General features: G+C 70.4%; 18 protein-coding genes. 13 read left to right on the top strand and 5 right to left on the bottom strand.

The window, feature by feature from the left end; translation table 11 throughout:
- Positions 1-60 precede the first annotated feature (60 nt).
- From G5C66_RS12040 to G5C66_RS11980, 13 genes are all read left to right on the top strand, one after another.
- On the top strand, positions 61-636 hold the full coding sequence (locus G5C66_RS12040) for a hypothetical protein (RefSeq protein ID WP_165111213.1): 576 nt from the start codon (positions 61-63) through the stop codon (positions 634-636).
- Positions 633-1,163, top strand: coding sequence for an NTP transferase domain-containing protein (locus tag G5C66_RS12035; protein ID WP_165111212.1), 531 nt, complete (start codon positions 633-635; stop codon positions 1,161-1,163). The genes G5C66_RS12040 and G5C66_RS12035 overlap by 4 nt, the downstream gene beginning before the upstream one ends.
- A 73-nt stretch (positions 1,164-1,236) precedes the next feature.
- Positions 1,237-2,115, top strand: coding sequence for an AAA family ATPase (locus G5C66_RS12030; RefSeq protein WP_165111211.1), 879 nt, complete (start codon positions 1,237-1,239; stop codon positions 2,113-2,115).
- Entirely contained in the window at positions 2,112-3,218 is a 1,107-nt protein-coding gene (locus G5C66_RS12025; RefSeq protein ID WP_165111210.1) for a VWA domain-containing protein, read from the top strand. Before G5C66_RS12030 ends, G5C66_RS12025 begins: the two co-directional genes overlap by 4 nt.
- The gene (locus G5C66_RS12020; protein ID WP_165111209.1) at positions 3,211-4,341 is read left to right on the top strand and encodes an XdhC family protein; all 1,131 of its coding nucleotides are present in this window, start codon (positions 3,211-3,213) and stop codon (positions 4,339-4,341) included. The genes G5C66_RS12025 and G5C66_RS12020 overlap by 8 nt, the downstream gene beginning before the upstream one ends.
- 75 nt (positions 4,342-4,416) lie before the next feature.
- Entirely contained in the window at positions 4,417-5,640 is a 1,224-nt protein-coding gene (locus G5C66_RS12015; RefSeq protein ID WP_165111208.1) for a sigma-54-dependent transcriptional regulator family protein, read from the top strand.
- A gap of 75 nt (positions 5,641-5,715) precedes the next feature.
- Positions 5,716-6,231, top strand: a complete 516-nt coding sequence (locus G5C66_RS12010; RefSeq protein WP_141795068.1) for a (2Fe-2S)-binding protein — start codon at positions 5,716-5,718, stop codon at positions 6,229-6,231.
- A complete protein-coding gene (locus G5C66_RS12005) occupies positions 6,228-8,705 on the top strand; it encodes a molybdopterin cofactor-binding domain-containing protein (RefSeq protein WP_165111207.1) in 2,478 nt (825 codons plus the stop codon). The genes G5C66_RS12010 and G5C66_RS12005 overlap by 4 nt, the downstream gene beginning before the upstream one ends.
- Positions 8,702-9,556: an FAD binding domain-containing protein gene (locus G5C66_RS26810; protein ID WP_165111206.1), complete on the top strand. Its 855-nt coding sequence runs from the start codon at positions 8,702-8,704 to the stop codon at positions 9,554-9,556. The genes G5C66_RS12005 and G5C66_RS26810 overlap by 4 nt, the downstream gene beginning before the upstream one ends.
- Before the next feature lie 3 nt (positions 9,557-9,559).
- Positions 9,560-10,294, top strand: coding sequence for an SRPBCC domain-containing protein (locus tag G5C66_RS11995; RefSeq protein ID WP_165111205.1), 735 nt, complete (start codon positions 9,560-9,562; stop codon positions 10,292-10,294).
- Between the two features lie 126 nt (positions 10,295-10,420).
- Positions 10,421-11,902: an NAD(P)-binding domain-containing protein gene (locus tag G5C66_RS26805; protein WP_165111204.1), complete on the top strand. Its 1,482-nt coding sequence runs from the start codon at positions 10,421-10,423 to the stop codon at positions 11,900-11,902.
- 164 nt (positions 11,903-12,066) lie between these two features.
- Complete coding sequence (locus G5C66_RS11985) at positions 12,067-13,035, top strand: AraC family transcriptional regulator (RefSeq protein ID WP_165111203.1); 969 nt, start codon at positions 12,067-12,069, stop codon at positions 13,033-13,035.
- Positions 13,036-13,112: 77 nt separating this feature from the next.
- The gene (locus G5C66_RS11980) at positions 13,113-14,999 is read left to right on the top strand and encodes a carboxypeptidase regulatory-like domain-containing protein (protein WP_165111202.1); all 1,887 of its coding nucleotides are present in this window, start codon (positions 13,113-13,115) and stop codon (positions 14,997-14,999) included.
- 27 nt (positions 15,000-15,026) lie between these two features.
- Here the strand turns inward: G5C66_RS11980 and G5C66_RS11975 are convergent, their stop codons facing one another.
- From G5C66_RS11975 to G5C66_RS11955, 5 genes are read right to left on the bottom strand one after another with little or no spacing between them, the layout of a single operon-like run.
- On the bottom strand, positions 15,027-15,761 hold the full coding sequence (locus G5C66_RS11975; protein WP_165111201.1) for a tetratricopeptide repeat protein: 735 nt from the start codon (positions 15,759-15,761) through the stop codon (positions 15,027-15,029).
- A complete protein-coding gene (locus G5C66_RS11970) occupies positions 15,758-16,660 on the bottom strand; it encodes a vWA domain-containing protein (RefSeq protein WP_165111200.1) in 903 nt (300 codons plus the stop codon). The genes G5C66_RS11975 and G5C66_RS11970 overlap by 4 nt, the downstream gene beginning before the upstream one ends.
- Positions 16,657-17,661, bottom strand: a complete 1,005-nt coding sequence (locus G5C66_RS11965; protein ID WP_165111199.1) for a vWA domain-containing protein — start codon at positions 17,659-17,661, stop codon at positions 16,657-16,659. Before G5C66_RS11965 ends, G5C66_RS11970 begins: the two co-directional genes overlap by 4 nt.
- Positions 17,652-18,155, bottom strand: coding sequence for a hypothetical protein (locus tag G5C66_RS11960; RefSeq protein ID WP_165111198.1), 504 nt, complete (start codon positions 18,153-18,155; stop codon positions 17,652-17,654). The genes G5C66_RS11965 and G5C66_RS11960 overlap by 10 nt, the downstream gene beginning before the upstream one ends.
- Positions 18,142-19,029, bottom strand: a complete 888-nt coding sequence (locus G5C66_RS11955) for a DUF58 domain-containing protein (RefSeq protein WP_165111197.1) — start codon at positions 19,027-19,029, stop codon at positions 18,142-18,144. Before G5C66_RS11955 ends, G5C66_RS11960 begins: the two co-directional genes overlap by 14 nt.
- Positions 19,030-19,040: the final 11 nt, after the last annotated feature.

Here is a 19,040-nt window from a genome sequence, read left to right as displayed (position 1 = left end):
CCGGGAGGGTGTGTCAACCGGGTCCACGGATGACCACCAGTGGTGAGGCATGATGTGGGCATGAGTGTCGACCTCGGACCGAAGACAGGGACGCAGCGGCCGCGGTCGCCGTGGCGCTGGCTCGCGGCCGTCATCGCCGCCGCGGTCGTGCTCGTCGCCGTCGTCGCCTCCTTCGGCCTGCTCGGCTCCGACGACACCGCCGAGGACCCCGATGCCGGGCCGCCTTCGCCGACCGCGACGGTCACCGAGACCGCGGCGCCCCCGTCGGCCTCCGCCCCCGCAGAGGGCGCAGGAGCGACCGAGCTGACCGTCGTCGCCGACGCCGCCCGCTGCCTCCCGCCGACCTCGAAGTGGCTCTCCCAGAACGCCGCGCTCGCCTTCGAGGGCACCGCCGAGAGCGTGACCAAGAGCGAGGCCGTGCTGCGGGTGAAGACGTGGATGTACGCCGACGGCTTCGGCGGCACCGACACCGTCCGGATCACCTTGCCCGCGCCGAGCACGATCCCGATGCCCGAGTTCGAGAAGGGCAAGAGCTACCTGGTCGCGGCCAAGGGCGACGCCGAGGTCATCGGCTGCGGCTACAGCGACGCCAAGAGCCCGAAGCTCCAGAAGCTCTACACCGACGCGTTCAAGTGATCTCCGGGCTCCTCCTGGCTGCCGGAGCCGGGCGCCGGATGGGCAGGCCGAAGGCGCTCGTCGACGACTGGCTGGTCCGGTCGGTCGAGGTCCTGCGCGCGGGCGGCTGCGACGACGTACTCGTCGTGCTCGGCGCCTCCGCCGAGGAGGCTCGGACGCTGCTCCCGGCCGACCAGCGGGTCGTCGTCGCCGACGACTGGGACGAGGGCATGGGGGCCTCGCTACGGGTCGGCCTGGAGGCTCTCGGGCCGGAGGTCGAGGCTGCGGTGGTCCATCTGGTCGACCTTCCGGATGTCGGCGGGGATGTGGTCGCCCGAGTGGTCTCGACGGCCGCGGAGACCGGGCTGGCCCGGGCGGCGTACCACGGGGTTCCGGGGCATCCGGTGCTGATCGGGCGCGACCACTGGGAAGGCGTGATCGAGGCAGCCGTCGGGGACCAGGGCGCCCGGGGTTATCTCAAGGCCCACGACGTACGCCTGGTGGAGTGCGGCGACCTGGCCGGCGGAGACGACGTCGACCGTCGCTGACCGGCGACTCGCGCCTACCCTCGTAAGAGGTTGTCCAACCCTCAGCCAACGCTTCGCGTTCTAGGCTCAGACCATGGACCTGACGCCCCGGGAGATCGCCGACCGCCTCGCGGGGACGGGATATCTGGCTGACCCGGAGCTGGCGACGGTGACGTTCCTCGGGCTGCGGATGCAGCGGCCGCTGCTGCTCGAGGGCGAGCCCGGGACCGGCAAGACGGCGCTCGCGGAGGCCGTCGCCGAGGCGCTCGACCTGCCGCTCGTACGGCTGCAGTGCTACGAGGGGATCGACGCCACCCAGGCGCTCTACGACTGGGACTTCGCCCGCCAGATCCTGCACCTGCGCGCCCTCGAGGCGGCTGGTGGTGCGGGCGAGGTGGAGGAGGCCGAGAAGTCCCTCTACGACGAGCGGTTCCTGCTCGCCCGGCCGGTGCTGGCCGCGCTGCGGCAGGCGCCGTCGGTGCTGCTCGTCGACGAGGTCGACCGGGCCGACGACGAGTTCGAGGCGTTCCTGCTCGAGGTGCTGTCCACCTATCGGGTCACGATCCCGGAGTTCGGGACGGTCGCCGCCACGGTCCCTCCGGTCGTCGTGCTCACCTCCAACCGCACCCGCGAGCTCCACGACGCCCTCAAGCGCCGCTGCCTCTACCACTGGATCGACCACCCGGGGCTGGACCGCGAGATCGAGATCGTACGCAGCCGAGCCCCCGAGGTCGCCGAGGAGCTCGCCCGCCAGGTGGTCAGTGTGGTCCAGCAGCTGCGCGGTGCCGAGGGCGCGAACGCCCTGCTCAAGCCGCCCGGCGTCGCGGAGACCCTCGACTGGGCCCGCGCCCTGCACCACCTCGGCACGACCGAGATGAACCTGGAGAGCGCAGCCGCCACGCTCGGCGCGCTCGTCAAGCACCGCGAGGACGCCGACCGCGTCCGCGCGGCGCTGGATCGGCTGCTGACGTGACCGTAGGACACGACGGGCCCGAGATCCTGCTCGGCTTCACCCGAGCCCTCCGCGCGGCCGGGGTGCAGGTGACCCAGGACCGCGCCCAAGGCTTCCTGCAGGCGACCGCGATCGTCGGCGCCGACGAGCCGGTCGCGACCTACACGGCCGGCCGGGCGACGCTGTGCGCCGGTCCTGACGACCTGCGCCGCTACGACCAGGTCTTCGAGGCGTGGTTCGGGTCGACGGCGGCGCTGCCGGGGCCGCAGGGGCCGCCGCGTACGGTCTCGGTCACCTCGACCCTTCCCGAGACCGAGCCGCAGGACGGCGACGACACGGGGGAGGGGGACGGCGATGTGATCCGGGCGCGCGCGAGCGAGATCGAGACCCTGCGCCACCGCGACGTCGCCGACCTCGACCCGGCCGAGCAGGAGCGCCTGGCGACGCTGATCGCGCGCCTCAGCCCGAGGGCCCCGCGACGAAGGACACCGCGACAGGACCACTGGCGGCGCGGACGCGTCGACGCGCACCGCACCCTGCGGGCCAGCCTGCGACACCTCGGCGAGCCGGCCGGGATCCACTACCGCCGACGCGGCGAGCGGCCGCGACGCGTCGTCTGGCTGATCGACGTGTCCGGGTCGATGAGCGCCTACGCCGACGTGCTGCTGCGGGTCGCCCATCGGGTGAGCTCGGCGGGGCCGGCCAACGCGGTCTTCACGATGGGCACCAGGCTCACCAACGTCACCCGCGCGCTGCGCCACCGCGACCCCGACCGTGCGCTGGTCGCGGCGGGTGAGACGGTGCCCGACTGGTCGGGCGGCACTCGGCTCGGCGACAACCTGCAGGCATTCCTGCGGCGCCACCAAGGACTGGCCCGAGGAGCGGTGATGGTCATCGCGAGCGACGGCTGGGAGCGCGGCGACACCGCGCTCCTCCAAGAGCAGACGGCGAGGCTGCACCGCCTCGCCCATCGCACGGTGTGGGTCAACCCACACCGTGGCAAGGTTGGATATGAGCCGCTGCAGCGAGGCATCGTCGCGGTGCTTCCGCACGTGGACGACTTCGTCGCCGGGCATTCGCTGGCGACGTACGAGGATCTGGTGGAGGTGATCGCGCGTGCGTGACGTACTCGACGATCTGATGACGTGGTGGGAGTCCGGCGAGACGGTGGCGGTGGCCACGGTGGTGGCGACGTTCCAGTCGGCGCCCAGGCCGCCGGGGGCCTCGATGCTGGTCGGCCCCGACGAGACCGCGGTCGGCTCGGTCTCCGGCGGTTGCGTCGAGGGCGCGGTCTACGAGGTCGCTCGTGAGGTGGCCGAGTCCGGCGTGCCCGAGCTCCACCGCTACGGCGTCTCCGACGACGACGCGTTCGCGGTCGGCCTGACCTGCGGCGGCATCCTCGACGTCTTCGTCGAGAAGATGTCGAAGGAGACCTTCCCGGAGCTCGGCGAGCTCGCCGAGGACGTACGCAGCGGCAACCCGGTCGCCCTCGCGACCGTCATCGAGCACCCCGACCCCGAGATCCTCGGGCGCCGCGTCCTCATCCGCCCGGAAGGGGTCAAGGGCTCTCTCGGGAGCGCAAGGATGGACGACGCCGTCCACGACGACGCCCTCGGTCTGCTCGCTCACGGCACCAACCAGACCCTCTCCTACGGCATCGACGGCGAGCGCCGCGGCGAGGGGATGCGGGTCTTCGTCTGGTCGTTCGCGCCCAAGCCTCGGATGCTCGTCTTCGGCGCGATCGACTTCGCCGCCGCGGTGGCCCGGGTCGGCGCCTTCCTCGGCTACCACGTGACCGTCTGCGACGCCCGTCCGGTCTTCGCCACCAACTCCCGCTTCCCCGAGGCCGACGAGGTCGTCGTCGACTGGCCCCACCGCTACCTCGGCGCCGAGGTCGAGGCCGGCCGCATCGACCGGCGCACCGTGATCGCCGTCCTCACCCACGACCCGAAGTTCGACGTACCTCTCCTCGAGGTCGCCCTCCGCCTCCCCGACATCGCCTACGTCGGCGCGATGGGCTCACGCCGCACCCACGACGACCGCCTCGCCCGGCTCCGCGAAGCAGGTCTCACCGACGCCGAGATCGCCCGCCTGAGCAGCCCGATCGGCCTCGACCTCGGCGCCCGTACGCCGGAGGAGACCGCCATCTCAATCGCCGCCGAGATCATCGCCGGCCGCTGGGGCGGCTCCGGCGAGCGCCTGGCCACCACCGAGGGCCGGATCCACCAGGACGTCGAGTACCGCTGAGGGGATCGTGAGGCAGGTCACAGGGTGCTACCTTGGCAGGACCGAGCCTCAGGGCCGAGCTCCAAAGGGGGAGTGATGGTTCGTAGCGATCTGCAGGAGCGCCGCATCAGCGCGGCGCGGGCGTGGACCGCCTTCGTGGAGAGCGGCGATGCCGCCGAGGACTTCGTCCGGCCCGAGATCCTGTCGAGCTGGACGCGCTCGGCGACGGCCGTGAAGCCGGACGTGCGCGAGGCGCCGCTGGCCGACGAGGACGAGACCCGGGAGATGTGGCGCGGGTCCCCGCTCCAGGTGGCCGTCGAACGGGTCGAGGAGGAGCTGCGCTGCACCGCCGACGACGGCGATCTCGTCATCGCGGTGACCGACCCGGACACCCGGGTGCTGTGGACGTACGGCGGACGGGTGATGCGCCACAAGGCGGAGTCGGTCAACTTCGTGCCGGGCGGGCGCTGGGACGACGAGAGCGCCGGCACCAACGCGCTCGACCTCGCCAACCGGACCAACGCGCCCTCGATGGTCTTCGGCCCGGAGCACTACGCCGAGGTCGTGCACAACTGGGTCTGCTGGGCGGCGCCGCTCCACGACCCGGTCACCGGCAAGCACCTCGGTGTCCTCGACCTCTCCACGACCTGGGACCGCACCCACCCGATCGGGATGGCGACGGCCCGGGTGATGGCGCGCCTCATCGAGGGGGCGCTGCCGAAGATCCCGACCCCGCGGCAGGACGAGGCGATCGCCGAGCCCGGTCTCGTGCTGACCCTCCTCGGCACCGCGGAGACCTGGCTCGACGGACAGCGGCTGCTGCTCAACCGCCGCCAGACCGAGATCCTCGCCCTGCTCGCCCTCCACCCCGAGGGCCTCTCGCTGGAGCGGCTGCACGCGATGGTCTACGGCGACCAGGCGGTCACCTTCTCCACGCTCAAGGCCGAGGTCTCCCACCTGCGCCACGCGCTCGGCGGCCAGGTCGCCTCCCGCCCCTACCGTCTGCTGATGCCGGTCGCGACCGACGTCGACCAGGTCCTCGCCCTGATCCGGCACGGCCGGGTGGCGGCCGCGGTCGAGGCGTACGGCGGCGATCTCCTGCCCGGCACCAACAGCCCGGCGCTGGCCGAGATGGCCGAGTACGTCGCGGTCGCGCTGCGCGAGGCGCTGATCGCCGACCCACAGCCCGATGCGGTGCTGCGCTACAGCGAGCTCGCTCCGTACGACACCGAGGTCGTCGACGTCTGCCTGCGCCGCCTCGGCGGCAGCGCCCACCCGGCGTTGCCCCTGCTCAGGGCTCGTTTGGCGGCCAGCAGGTAGTCAGCCAACCGGGGCCCAACCCTGCGCGTCCTACTGTGATCTGGCCCACACAGTGACGTCTGGCAGGGAGACAACATGGCCCGGATCAGCATGCGCGTCGACGGTATGAAGGTCACCGACGACGTCGAACCGCGGACACTGCTCGTGCAGTATCTCCGCGAAGGACTCGGCAAGACCGGCACGGTGATCGGTTGCGACACCAGCAACTGCGGCGCCTGCACGGTCCATCTCGACGGCGACTCGGTGAAGTCGTGCAACGTGCTCGCGGTGCAGGCCGACGGGTGCGAGGTGACCACGATCGAGGGCCTCGCCGACACGGTCGAGGGCGACCTCCACCCGGTCCAGGAGGCGTTCCGTGAGTGTCACGGCCTGCAGTGCGGGTTCTGTACGCCCGGCATGATCATGCAGTCCGTCGACCTGCTCAAGCGCAACCCGCAGCCCAGCGAGGACGAGATCCGCGAGGGCATCGAGGGCAACCTGTGCCGCTGCACGGGCTACCACAACATCGTCCGCGCGGTGCAGTACGCCAGCGGCCACCTGGCCACCGCCGCCAACCCGCGCGGCGCGACCGAGGAGGTGGACGCGCTGTGACCGCCGTCGAGGCTCGTCCGGAGCAGACCAACGAGATCGGCCGCGACCGGCGCCGCAAGGAGGACGCCCGCCTGATCACGGGCCGGACCCGCTGGACCGACAACATCAACCTGCCCGGGATGCTGCACCTGGCGATGGTGCGCAGCCCGTTCGCCCACGCGCGGATCACCAACATCGACACCAGCGCCGCGGCGGATGCCGAGGGCGTGGTGACCGTGCTGGCCGCCAAGGACTTCGACGAGACGCTCGGGGTCTGCATCAACGCCTGGCCGATCACGCCCAACCAGAAGGCGCCGGCCCATCCGCCGATCGCGACCGACCGGGTCACCTTCGCCGGTGAGATCGTCGCCGTCGTCGCTGCCCGGTCCGCGGCTGCCGCCCGCGATGCGGCCGAGATGGTCGAGGTCGACTACGAGGAGCTTCCCGCCGTCGTCTCCCTCGAGGAGGCGGTCAAGGACGAGGTGCTCGCCCATCCCGACCTCGGCACCAACAAGTCCGCGCTGTGGGTCTTCGACAGCGCGCAGGCCGGCACCGGCGGTAACGTCGACGAGGCCATCGCGACCGCCCGCAACGACGGGATCGTGATCGAGCGGACCTACCGCCAGCAGCGCCTGATCCCGGCGTTCATGGAGCCGCGCAGCGTCGTGTGCGACCCGACCGGTGAGCAGATCACGGTGTGGAGCGCCACCCAGATCCCGCACATCCTGCGGTTCGCGTTCGCCGCGACCACCGGGGTGCCCGAGTCGAAGATCCGGGTGATCGCTCCCGACGTCGGCGGCGGCTTCGGCGGCAAGCTCCAGCAGACGCCCGAGGAGATGATCGTCTTCGCGATGGCTCGCCGGCTCGGTAAGCCGGTGAAGTACACCGAGACCCGCTCCGAGTCGCTGCTCTCCGCCCACCACGGCCGCGACCAGATCCAGAAGCTGACCCTCTCGGCCACGAAGGACGGGCAGGTCACCGGCCTCAAGGTCGAGCTCGACGCCAACCTGGGCGCCTACGTCGCCATCGTCGGCGGCGGGGTCCCGGTGCTCGGCGCCTTCATGTTCAACGCGATCTACAAGTTCCCGGCCTACCAGTTCAACTGCCAGACGGTGTTCACCAACACCACCTGGACCGACGCCTACCGCGGCGCGGGGCGGCCGGAGGCGACGTACGCCGTCGAGCGGCTGATGGACGAGCTGGCCGCCGAGGTCGGGGTCGACCCGCTCGAGATCCGGGAGAAGAACTGGATCAAGCACGAGGAGTTCCCGTTCACGACCGTCGCGGGGCTCACCTACGACAGCGGCAACTACGAGGCGGCGACGGCCAAGGCGAAGGAGCTCTTCGGCTACGACGAGCTCCGTGCCGAGCAGCAGCAGCGCCGGGCCAGCAACGACCCGGTCCAGCTCGGCATCGGGGTCTCGACCTTCACCGAGATGTGCGGCCTGGCCCCGTCGCGAGTGCTCGGCAGCCTCGACTACGGCGCCGGTGGTTGGGAGCACGCGCAGGTGCGGATGACGCCGACCGGCAAGGTCGAGGTCATCACCGGCGCCAGCGCGCACGGGCAGGGGCACGAGACCGCGTTCAGCCAGATCGTGGCGGACCGTCTCGGCGTACCGTTCGAGGACGTCGAGGTGCTCCACGGCGACACCCAGATCGCGGCCAAGGGCTACGACACCTACGGCTCCAGAAGCCTGGTCGTGGGCGGTGAGGCGCTGGTCAGGGCCGCCGACAAGGTGCTCGAGAAGGCCAAGCCGATCGCGGCCCACCTGCTCGAGGCGAGCGTCGAGGACCTGGAGTTCACCGGCGGCAGGTGGACGGTCAGGGGCACCGACCAGGGGCTGGCCATCGGCGAGCTCGCCACGGCGGTCTTCGCGGCCCACAACCTGCCCGACGGGGTCGAGGCCAACCTCGACTCCGAGGCCACCTTCGACCCCGAGGCGTTCAGCTTCCCGCACGGCACCCACCTGTGCGCGATGGAGGTCGACACCGAGACCGGGCAGGTGAAGATGCGGAAGTACGTCTGCTGCGACGACATCGGCAACATCATCAACCCGCTCATCGTCGCGGGTCAGGTGCACGGTGGCCTGGTCCAGGGCATCGCCCAGGCGCTGTGGGAGGACGCCGTCTACGACGACGCCGGCACGCTGGTCGCCGGCTCCTTCGTCGACTACCTGCTCCCGACCGCCGCCGACACGATCAGCTTCGAGATCGACCACACCACCTCGCCCTCGACCACCAACACGCTCGGCACCAAGGGCGTCGGCGAGGCCGGCACGATCGCCTCCACCCCGGCGGTGGTCAACGCGGTCGTCGACGCGCTGCGCCCGCTGGGGGTCAACGACGTGACCATGCCCTGTACGCCGGAACGCGTGTGGCGGGCGATCAACGAGAGCTCGGCCGGTGGCGAGACCACCGGCGCGGCCGCAGCACACTTCGATCCGTCGACGGGCATGTCCGGGAACGTCGACCGCACGGAAGGAGACGTCCAGTGATTCCCGCATCGTTCGACTACGTCGCCCCGACCACGGTCGAGGAGGCCCTGGCCGCCCTCGCGCAGTACGGCGACGAGGCCAAGATCATCGCCGGCGGGCAGAGCCTGCTGCCGGTGCTGAGGATGCGTCTCAACGCTCCCGAGTGGGTCATCGACCTCGGCCGCATCGACTCCCTCAAGGGCGTACGCGACGAGGGTGACTCGATCCTCATCGGCGCCATGACCCGCCACTGCGACGTCGCGACCGATCCTCTGGTCGCCGAGCACGCGGCCCTGGTCGCTCGTGCCACGGCGACGGTCGCCGACGAGCAGGTACGCCACCGCGGCACCTTCGGTGGCGCGCTCGCTCACGCCGACCCGGCGGGCGATCTCGGAGCCCCGGCCCTGGCCCTGGACGCCGAGTTCGTCATCGCCGGGCCGGGCGGGGAGCGGGTCGTCCCGGGCTCGGAGTTCTTCCAGGGGCTCTTCGAGACGGCCGTCTCCGAGGACGAGCTGCTCGTCGGCGTACGCATCCCGAAGCACACCGGATGGACGGCCCACTACGAGAAGTTCGTCCGGGTCGCCCACCAGTGGCCGATCTGCGCGGTCGGCGCGACCCTCAAGGTCTCCGGCGGCGTGATCGAGGGCGCGGCGATCGGTCTCACCAACATGGGCGCCACCCCGTTGCGCGCGGCCGGCGTCGAGCAGGCGCTGGTCGGCCAGCAGGCCACCGAGGAGGTCGTACGCAACGCCGCGGCCCTGGCCGCCGACGGCGCCGAGCCGCCCTCCGACCTCAACGGCGACGCCGACTACCGGCGTCACCTGGTCACGGTGCTCACCCGGCGGGCCATCACGAAGGCGCTCGGGGGCTGACGCGTGGATCTGACGCACCAGTTCACGGTCCCGACCTCGGTCGAGGAGACCTGGGACAGCTTCCTGGACATCGGCTCGCTCGCCGAATGCTTCCCGGGAGCCCAGGTCACCTCGGCCGAGGGCGACACCTTCACCGGCACGGTGAAGGTGAAGCTCGGTCCGATCGCCATGGTCTACGCCGGCTCCGGCACGTTCGTCGAGAAGGACGAGTCCGCCCGCCGGCTCGTCGTCGAGGCGAAGGGGCGCGACAAGCGTGGCAACGGCACCGCCGGCGCCAACGCGACCCTGACGATGGCTCCGGAGGGCACTGGCACCCGGGTCGAGATCGTCACCGACCTCGCGGTCACCGGAAAGCCCGCCCAGTTCGGACGCGGGGTCATGCAGGACGTCTCCGACAAGCTGCTCGGTCAGTTCGTCGCGTGCCTGGAGTCGAAGTCCGCCCCACCGTCGGTCGAGCCCGCGAGCGAAGCGAGCGGTGTCGAGACCAACACAGTCCCGTCGAGCGCCGGAGGGGACCGTGTTGGTCTCACTGAGACCGGTTCGGCGGGGCCTCCGCCCAGCGGCTCCGGCGGCTCGACCAGCGGTGCGCCGAAGCACGCGGCGCCGAAGGAGCCCGAGGCCCTCGACCTGGGCGCCACCGTCGTACCGGTGCTGATCAAGAACTACGGCAAGAAGATCGCCGTGGGGGTGGCGGTCATCGCCGCGGTGGTGATCGTCTACAAGCTCCTGCGGGGCTGAGGCCGGATCGCGCGACGAACCCGTCGCGCAATCCGGATACCTCTCGCGCAACCTGGATAGCGGAGCGCTGTTCGACCTCTCTAGCGTTTTGCCTACGCAGACCCCGCTGCGAGAGGAAACAGAAAAGTGAAGATCGCGGTCATCGGCGCCGGGTTCGCAGGCATCGCCTCGGCCAAGGTGCTCACCCAGCTCGGGCACGACATCACCGTCTTCGAGAAGACGCCCGATGTCGGTGGTGTATGGAGCCGCACCCGTCGCTACCCAGGGCTGACGACGCAGAACAACAAGGACTCCTACACGCTCTCGGACCTGAGGATGCCGAAGGTGTTCCCCGAGTGGCTCAGCGGCGAGCAGGTGCAGAGCTACCTCGAGATGTACGTCGAGAAGTTCGACCTCGCCCCGATGATCAGGCTCTCCACCGAGGTGCGGAGTGCCCAGCCGGCTGGAGGGGGCGGCTGGGACATTTCCGCAGCGGGGGCTGACGGCGAGACGACCGAGCACTACGACCACCTGGTCGTGGCCAGTGGCGTCTTCTCGGAGCCGTTCGCCCCTGCGTACGACGGGGTCGACGACCTGAAGGCCGCCGGCGGCACGATCCTTGCCGCGAGCGAGCTGCACGACCTGGACACCGTCAAGGGCAAGGACGTCGTGGTCGTCGGCTACGGGAAGTCCGCCTGCGACGTGGCCGTCGAGATCGCCAAGGAGGCGGCCTCGACCACCGTGGTCGCGCGCCAGCTGCTGTGGAAGATGCCCCGCAAGATCAAGGGCGTCCTCAACTACAAGATGCTGCTGCTCACGCGCATGGGGGAGGGGCTCTTCCCCTACCAGAACATCCGCGGAGCCGAGAAGATGCTGCACGCCGGCGGCTCGAAGATGGCCGGCTCGATGGTCGGCAGCGTCGAGTCGGTCACCACCAGCCAGCTCAAGCTGAAGAAGCTCGGGCTGATCCCCAAGGGCCAGTTCACCGACATCGCCCGCTCGACGGTCTCGCTGGCCACCGAGGGCTTCTTCGAGGGCGTCGAGGCCGGCGACATCGCCGTCGAGCGCGACACCGAGATCGCCGCCTTCGTGACCAAGGACGGCAAGCCGTACGCCGAGCTCGCCAACGGTCGCGCGGTGCCGGCCGACGTCGTGGTGACGGCGACCGGCTTCAAGCAGGAGCTCCCGTTCTTCTCCGAGGAGATCCAGGACCAGCTCACCGACGACAACGGCGACTACCAGCTCTATCGCCAGATCCTCCCGCTCACCGTGAAGGACCTGACCTTCGCGGGCTACAACTCCTCGTTCTTCTCGCCGCTCTCGGCCGAGATGAGCGCGGTCTGGATCGGCTCCCACCTCGGTGGCGGCCACCAGGTCCCGCCGGTGGAGGAGATGGAGGCCCACGTCACCGCGCGGCTGGCCTGGATGCGGGAGCGCACCGACGGCCACCACGCCCGCGGCACCAACATCATCCCGTTCTCGATGCACAACATCGACGAGGTCCTCGGCGACGTCGGCATCGACGTCAGCAAGCGGGTCAAGGCGATGCAGTGGCTGCTGCCGATCAACCCGAAGGCGTACGCCTCCGTCACGCCCAGACTCGTGGAGAAGCTGGCCGGGAGGAGCTAGTACGACGCGAGATGCCGGTGTTCCTGGGTGGGACCGGCATCTCGTTTCGGGTTCGGGTGGACTCCAGCCGGGACCTTGGACAGTGATTGCGCAGTGTTCGCGTTCACACGGCGCCGGCTCCGCTACGCTCTTCGGTCAATCGAGCCACGGTCCAGGAGCCTCCCTTGCCCCGTCCCCTGCTGAGCCGCCACACCGTTGTCGCCACCACTGACGTGGACCAGGCCCGAGAGGCCGTAGCGGAGCGTTTCTGCGCCCATTATCTGGCGCTGACGCAGGCCGGCTCGCAGCTGGACATGGTGCACAACGCCGCGCCGCTGGGCGAGGACGTGATGCTCAACTACATGCGCTACGGCGACGAGGTGCGGATCACGCCCGGCACCTTCGACGACTTCTACCTGATCCAGCTCCCGCTGGCCGGCAGCGCCAAGGTCAAGGTGGGTGAGCACGTCGTCCTCGCCGACCGCACCCGCGCCTCGATCGGCTCGCCCACCGAGGCGGTCGACATGCTCTGGTCCGACGGCTGCGAGAAGCTGCAGGTCTACATCCGCCGCAGCGCGGTCGAGGAGGCGGCTGCCGGCATCGGTGGCGCGGGCCCGGTGGTCTTCGACCCCACGCTCGACCTGGCCCGGCCCGAGGTGCGCGACTGGCTTAAGATGGTGCGCCTGGCCTACGACAACGTCGAGGCGGGTGGCTCGCTGATGAGCTCCCCGCTGGTGGCCGCGCCCTACGAGCAGGCGCTCATCGGCGGCCTGCTGACGATCCAGGCCAACACGTCGTTGGAGATCGCCTCCGAGAACGCCACGCCCTCGATGTCCCGGGCCGTACGCATGGCCGTCGACCTCCTCGAGGCCCACCCCGAGCGCCCCTGGAAGGTCGCCGAGCTGGCCCGATCAGTCGGCGTCTCGACCCGTACGCTGCAGGAGGCGTTCCAGCGCGACCTCGACACGACGCCCCTGGAGTACTGGCGGCGGACCCGGCTCGACCGCGCCCACGCCGACCTGCTCGCCGCCGACGCGACCGCCACCTCGGTCACCGCCATCGCCGCCCAGTGGGGCTTCTTCCACCTAGGTCGGTTCTCCCAGGCGTACCGGGCGCAGTTCCAGGAGCTCCCGTCGCAGACGCTCATGCGCTGAGTTCGATGGCGGGGTGAGCCGACCTTCGTCTATCTTGTCTGCGCACCTCGCCCGAGGCTGCGCAATCGGAGGTCATCATGGCTCGGCTCGCATGCGCGATCGCCATCCTGCTCATCGCACCACTTCTCACCTTCGCCTCTGCGGTTGCTGAGGCCGCCGAGCCCGACGGCGTGACCATCTTCCCGTCGGCGGACGGGCCGTTCATGTGGGGCGAGCCGATGGACCTCGAAGGCACGGTGACCGAGAACGGTGCGCCGGTTGCCGGCGCGAACGTCGAGCTTGCGCAGATTGATCCGAGCGCGGCGTGGCACGCCACTGTCGTCACCGATGCAAGCGGGCGTTGGACCTACCGGTTCACCCCGCCCGTCGCGAGCCGCTACACCCTGCACGCGAGCTACGCCGGCGCCGACGGCACCTACGAGGACTGGACCAACTTCGACGTCGCTCGGCACCCGTCGACGTTCACCTTCTCCGACAACGGCCTCCGTCAGACCGACGAGCAGATCTCGTTCGACGTGCTCCTGTCCGGCGATGGTGCGGGTCTGGCCGACCGGGTCGTGCACTGGGATCTTCAGTGTTGGTATTCCGAGACCAGCCCGGTCTCGGTCGGCCGCATCACGGACAGCACCACCTCAGCCGCCGGCACGTTCACCGTGACGTACGACCAGCAGTTCCCGTGTCCTGAATACGCGCTCATCGCCTGGTGGGATGGCGACGCGGACTATCAAGCAGCCAAGGACTGGGCGACGGAGCCCACGGCGTGGCGCCGATCCGACCTGCAGATCCACGCTCCGGATTCCGCCTATGTCAACGACGACCTCGGCACCAGCGTCACCGTGCTCGTCGACGGCGTGCCAGCCCCGAACCGCACCGTCCATGTTCGGTATGCGCCAAGCACGTCGACGTGGTCCCAGATCGACGTCGTTTCTGGGCCTGATGGTGTCGCCTCGATCCCGATCAAGGTGACCGAGCCCGGAAGCTGGCACATCGAAGCGAGCATGGACGCCACCGACGACACCATGGCGGCGAGCCGGTGGGTGACGGTTCCCGTGTCCCAGGTTGCGACCGATCTCAGCGTCTCGCCGATGGTGTCGTCTGTCCTCGTCGGCAATCCCGTCACCGTTCGAGGGAGCCTCGTCCGTGCGGACGGTCGGAACGGCGGGGCGACGGTGAGACTCAGCGTCGCCGACGAGTCGGGTTTCCTGCGTGATCATGAGACGACGACGGGTTCGGACGGCACGTTCGAGTTCGTCGACATGCCGAACGTTGCCAGACCGGTCACCTATTACGTCACCGTTCCCGGTGACAACCGCTATGTCGCGGCCTCCCACCCGGCCCAGACGGTGACGGTGCAGCCGCAGACGCCCGCTGTGACGCTGACAGCCAACAAGACGTCGTACGCCGCTGGCGAGACCGCCACGTTCCGGGTCAACCTCACCAAGACCGACAGCCGAAGGGTGCGGGTCACGGCTCAAGAGGCCGGCGGCACCATCAAGGTCCTCTACGACGGCAACGTCCCGTCGACCGGACTGACCCTCAACCGCACGATGTGGCGGAACACCACGATCGTGGCGAGTCACCCTGCCGACTCACGGAGCACGGCCGCCAAGGCCACGCTCAAGCGATCCGTACGCCTCGGGCTCGCGACGAAGGCACTGAACCCGCTGCGTCGAGTCGGGGCGTACGCCGTGTACCGGCCGTCCGCGGACCCCACCCTCGTCACGTCGGTTCGCCCGGTCCGCTCCGGCCTCTGCGTCCGGATGACGGTCCAGAAGTACAAGGACGCGGCCTGGAGAACGGTCGCGACCTCGACCTGCCGGACCACCAACGCCTACGGCAAGGCCCGGTGGACGCTCACGCGCTACCACCCCAGCGGCTCGCGATTCCGCATCGCGGCTCGATTCGCAGGTGACTCGACAAACGCCGCCGGGACCGGCCCGTGGACGTACGTCCGATTCCGCTGACCGCCCTGGTGTCGGGCGGCCAACGCCTCACCACTGCGGCTCGTCGCTGAACCCGCCGTAGTCGTCGAGGTCGGCGTCGTCGCGGCGGTAGCTCTCGCCGTCACCGTTGCGCTGGTCGAGCTTGTCCTCCTTCTTGTCCTCGTTCTGCGGCTGATCGGGTGGGTCGTCCTGCTCGTTGGGTCTGATCGGCGTCTTCGGGGTCAGCTTCTCCTGCAGGCGCTCCTCGACGGACTCGCCCTGCTGGGACTGCTCCTTGCCCTGGCCGGCGTCGGTGGGGCAGTCGCCCTCCTTCAGCGTGGCCAGCGCCTCCTCGTAGGCCGCCTTCGCGCCGCGCTGGTCTCCGGCGTCGCGGGCGCGGTCTCCGATCGCCTCCTGGGTCAGCGACATGTTGATGCGTACGGTGCACTCGTGGTCCTCGGGCACCCGCTCCAGCGCCTCGCCGTAGTAGGCGATCGCGCGGGCGTTCTCGCCGAGGAGGAAGGCGGCGTTGCCGGCGTCGAAGTGGGCGATCCACGGCTGCAGGATGTTGAGCTCGCGGTTGGCGGAGTAGTGCTCCATCGCGGTCGCGGCGTCGCGTACGTCCCAGGCGTCGCGGCCGGCCCGGTCGTGGTGACCCATCAGGACCACCTTCATCAGGAAGGCCAGCCCGATGACCACCGGGACGATCCCGGCCAGCAGGAAAGCGCGGCGCACCTGCTCGCGGGCGGTGCGTACGGGGCCCTGCGGCTCGGTCGCCTCGACAGGTGTCTCGGTGACGGTCACGACAGCACCTCCTCGGCCTCGTGCGCGCGACGGCGATGGCCCCACAGCTCCCACAGCAAGAGTGCCAGCAGGGGGAAGCCGAAGATCCAGGCCCGGGACACCTCGCCGCCGGCGGAGGTCTTCTCGGTCAGCATCTCGGAGTCCCAGGTGGAGGCCTCGGTGACGACCTCCTTGGGGTCCTTCGTCGTGCGGCGAATCGTCTGAAGGCCCATCTGACCTGCGATCCCGCGCAGGTTGGCCAGGTCGATCCGGGAGCGGGCGTCCTGGCCGTCGCTGTCCTTGAGGTAGCCGTCCTGGGGGCGCTCGTCGTCCCACGGCATCCTGCCGCCCTCCTCGGTGCCGTAGCCGAGCACGACACCGCCGGCCGAGAGGTCGTCGACCTCGGCGAACGACTCCTGGTCGACGCCCTCGCGGGTGTTCTCCCCGTCGGAGGCGAACACCACGATCCGGCGCCGTTCGGGGAAACGCTCCTGGTCGCGCTCCAGGGCCTCGATGACCTGGTCGCGCGGGGCGTCGACCATGGAGCCGGAGCCGTCGAAGGCACGTTCGGCGTAGAGCCCGTCGACCCAGGCGTTGAACGCCGTGGTGTCGTAGGTGAACGGCATCTCGGTGCGTACGACCTCGCCGCCGAAGGTGATCGCCCCGAACCGCACCGAGGGCAGCGCAGCCGAGAGCGCCTTGAGGTCCCTCTTGAGCTGGGTCATCCGGGCCTCGCCTCCGGGGCCGTCCTCGGCGACCATCGACCGGGTCCGGTCGACCACGACGAGGATGTCGAGATCGGCCGTACGCATCTCAGTCGGCGCCGCGCCCCAGGTCGGCCGCACCAGGACGACGACGGTGAGCAGGACGATCAGCCCGCGGCGTACGAGGGTGAGGATCTGCCATCCCATGGCGCTCATCGGAACAGCCTCCCGGAGCGGACCAGGGCATAGACCCACCCGGCGATCAGCATGAGCACGCCGAGGACGATCGTCGCGATCGGCCAGCCGGGGGCGTCGCGGACCTGGTACTTCGGCGGCTCGACGACCTCATCGGCGGAGAGCCGGTCGATGCCGGCCAGGATGGACTCGATGGAGCCGTCGTCACCGAGGAGCGAGAAGGTGCCGCCGGTGTCGGTCATCGCCTTCTCGAAGGTGGCGCGCTTGTCCTCCTGGAAGCTGAGGTCGGCGGAGCCGATGCCGTAGAGCCGGACGTCGCGCTCCTTGGCGAACTCGGCGGCCTCGGGCAGCGTGTAGACCGGCGGGCCGCCCTGCGGGTCGTTGTCGGAGGCGACGATGACCGCCCGGCCCCGCTCGGGGTTGGACAGATCGAAGCGCTTGACGCAGGACACGATGCCGTCGCTGATCAGGGAGGCGCGCTCCTTGCCGAGGTAGGTGCCCGCGACGTACTCCTGGTCGCCGAGGGCGAAGGCGCGGCCAGCCCGTGACAGCTCGTCCTGCACCCAGCCGTAGTCGTCGGTGAGCGGGAAGACGGTGACGGCGGCGTCGCTCCACAGCACCAGGCTGACCCGCTCGCCGTCGAGGCCGGCGACGAGCTGGGAGTAGGCCTGGGTGACCTGGGTGTCCTCGTCGAACATCGAGGTCGAGGCGTCCAGGCAGAGCACGATGTCGCGGGTGGAGTAGCGGTTCTGGGTGATGTCGGTGGCCTGCGGGCGGGCGATCAGCCAGATGCAGCCGATCACCGCGAGCGCGATGCCCGCGGTCTGCCACCAGGAGAGCCAGCGCTGCTGGGTCGCGAGCTCACGGAACCGGGGGAGCCGCTTCAGGCGCTCGGTGTGGGCGACGAGCACGGCGTCGGCCGGGCGGCGGTGCACCCGGGCGGCGAGGACGACGATCGCGGCGACGGCGACGGCCGTGACGACCAGCATGATCACGCCTAGGACGGGCCATCTCAGGTCCATGTCGTCACCACCTGCCGGGCCCGGCCCAGCGCCTCGGGGAAGCGCTCGGCCGCCTTGCCCTCCTCCTCGGAGGCGAACGCCGGCGGATACATCACCTCGACGGCCATCGCCAGCGGACGGGTGCGGGGGTCGCTGCGTACGGTCGCCTTCAGGTCGGCGAGGACCATCTTGTCGGCGGGGATCTGGCTGACCTCGGCGACGTAGTCGCGTACGGTGCGGCTCAGGTGCTGGTGGCCGACCCGCGCGGGTACGTCCCCGCGGTGCACGGCGCGCTCGATCCGGTCGATCTCAGCCAGGGACTCGGCGCGCAGGTCGCGCGGCTCGGGCACCCACGGCGTCTCGACCTCGACGACCGGCCGGCGCTTGCGGGTCAGCAGGATGACCGCGAGGTAGTAGAGCACCACCGCGGCGAGCAGCGCGAGCGCGAGCACCAGCCACCAGCCCGAGTGGGCCAGTGGCTGCTGGAACTCCTCGGGGACGCTACCGGCGCGCATGACGGTGCCTCTCCAGGAGATGGAAGACGGCGCCGATCGCGGTGGCGTCGTCGCGGACCCGCTGATAGGCGATGCCGAGGCGGTCCAGCGTGGTGCGCAGCCCGTGCTCCTCGGCTGCGGCCAGCTCGGCGTACTGCGCATGGAGGACCGCGTCCCCGCTGAGCCATCCGGGCAGCGCGGCGACGGTGTCGACGTCGACGGTCGGCCCGCCGCCGGCCACCGCGGTCGTGGGATCGAGGTCGTCGATGCCCGCGACCAGCACCTCGTGCTGGACGGTGAGGCGGCGCAGGACCGCGGCCATGTCGTCGCTGACCGCGTGCTCGTCGGTGACGACGAGCAGGATCGCCCGGCGGCGTACGTTGGTGGCGACGTGACGCAGCACCGCGACGATGTCGGCCTCGGCGGCGTCGGGGGTGATCGCGTCGTGGGCCTGCCCCAGCGCCCGCTCGAGCGCGACCTCGGTGTCGGCGGGCTTGGTGAGCCGCTGGGTCTCCGAGTCGCCGTAGGCGACCGCGACCTTGTCGCCGTGCCTGACCCCCAGCCACCCCACCAGGCCGGCGGTGAAGATCCCCAGGTCGCGCTTGGTGGTGGTGCCGGTCGCCTGGGCCGCCATGCTCCGGCCGGTGGAGATTGCCAGCAGCACCAGATGCTGGCGCTCGGCGGTGAACCGCTTGACCAGCAGGCTCCGGGACCGGGCCGTCGCCTTCCAGTCGATGTCCTTCACATCGTCGCCGGGGACGTACTCCCGCAGGTCGTGGAAGTCCATGGAGCGCCCGGTCTGGAGGGACGCGTACTCCCCGTCGAGCAGTCCCACGACCTTGCGGTGGGCATGGATCATCAGCCGTGTGCGGATCCGGGGGAGGTACGTCGCCATGTCGGTGCTCG

Source organism: Nocardioides turkmenicus (assembly GCF_011045035.1).
GTDB classification, from domain to species: Bacteria; Actinomycetota; Actinomycetes; order Propionibacteriales; family Nocardioidaceae; genus Nocardioides; species Nocardioides turkmenicus.
This window is presented reverse-complemented; position numbering and strand designations above follow the sequence as displayed.

Excerpts from the sequence above, each read along its gene's own strand:
- G5C66_RS12040 (WP_165111213.1), top strand. The coding sequence starts at position 61 with ATGAGTGTCGACCTCGGACCGAAGACAGGGACGCAGCGGCCGCGGTCG.
- G5C66_RS12030 (WP_165111211.1), top strand. The coding sequence starts at position 1,237 with ATGGACCTGACGCCCCGGGAGATCGCCGACCGCCTCGCGGGGACGGGA.
- G5C66_RS12015 (WP_165111208.1), top strand. The coding sequence starts at position 4,417 with ATGGTTCGTAGCGATCTGCAGGAGCGCCGCATCAGCGCGGCGCGGGCG.
- G5C66_RS12010 (WP_141795068.1), top strand. The coding sequence starts at position 5,716 with ATGGCCCGGATCAGCATGCGCGTCGACGGTATGAAGGTCACCGACGAC.
- G5C66_RS11980 (WP_165111202.1), top strand. The coding sequence starts at position 13,113 with ATGGCTCGGCTCGCATGCGCGATCGCCATCCTGCTCATCGCACCACTT.
- G5C66_RS11970 (WP_165111200.1), bottom strand. The coding sequence starts at position 16,660 with ATGAGCGCCATGGGATGGCAGATCCTCACCCTCGTACGCCGCGGGCTG.
- G5C66_RS11965 (WP_165111199.1), bottom strand. The coding sequence starts at position 17,661 with ATGGACCTGAGATGGCCCGTCCTAGGCGTGATCATGCTGGTCGTCACG.
- G5C66_RS11960 (WP_165111198.1), bottom strand. The coding sequence starts at position 18,155 with ATGCGCGCCGGTAGCGTCCCCGAGGAGTTCCAGCAGCCACTGGCCCAC.
- G5C66_RS11955 (WP_165111197.1), bottom strand. The coding sequence starts at position 19,029 with ATGGCGACGTACCTCCCCCGGATCCGCACACGGCTGATGATCCATGCC.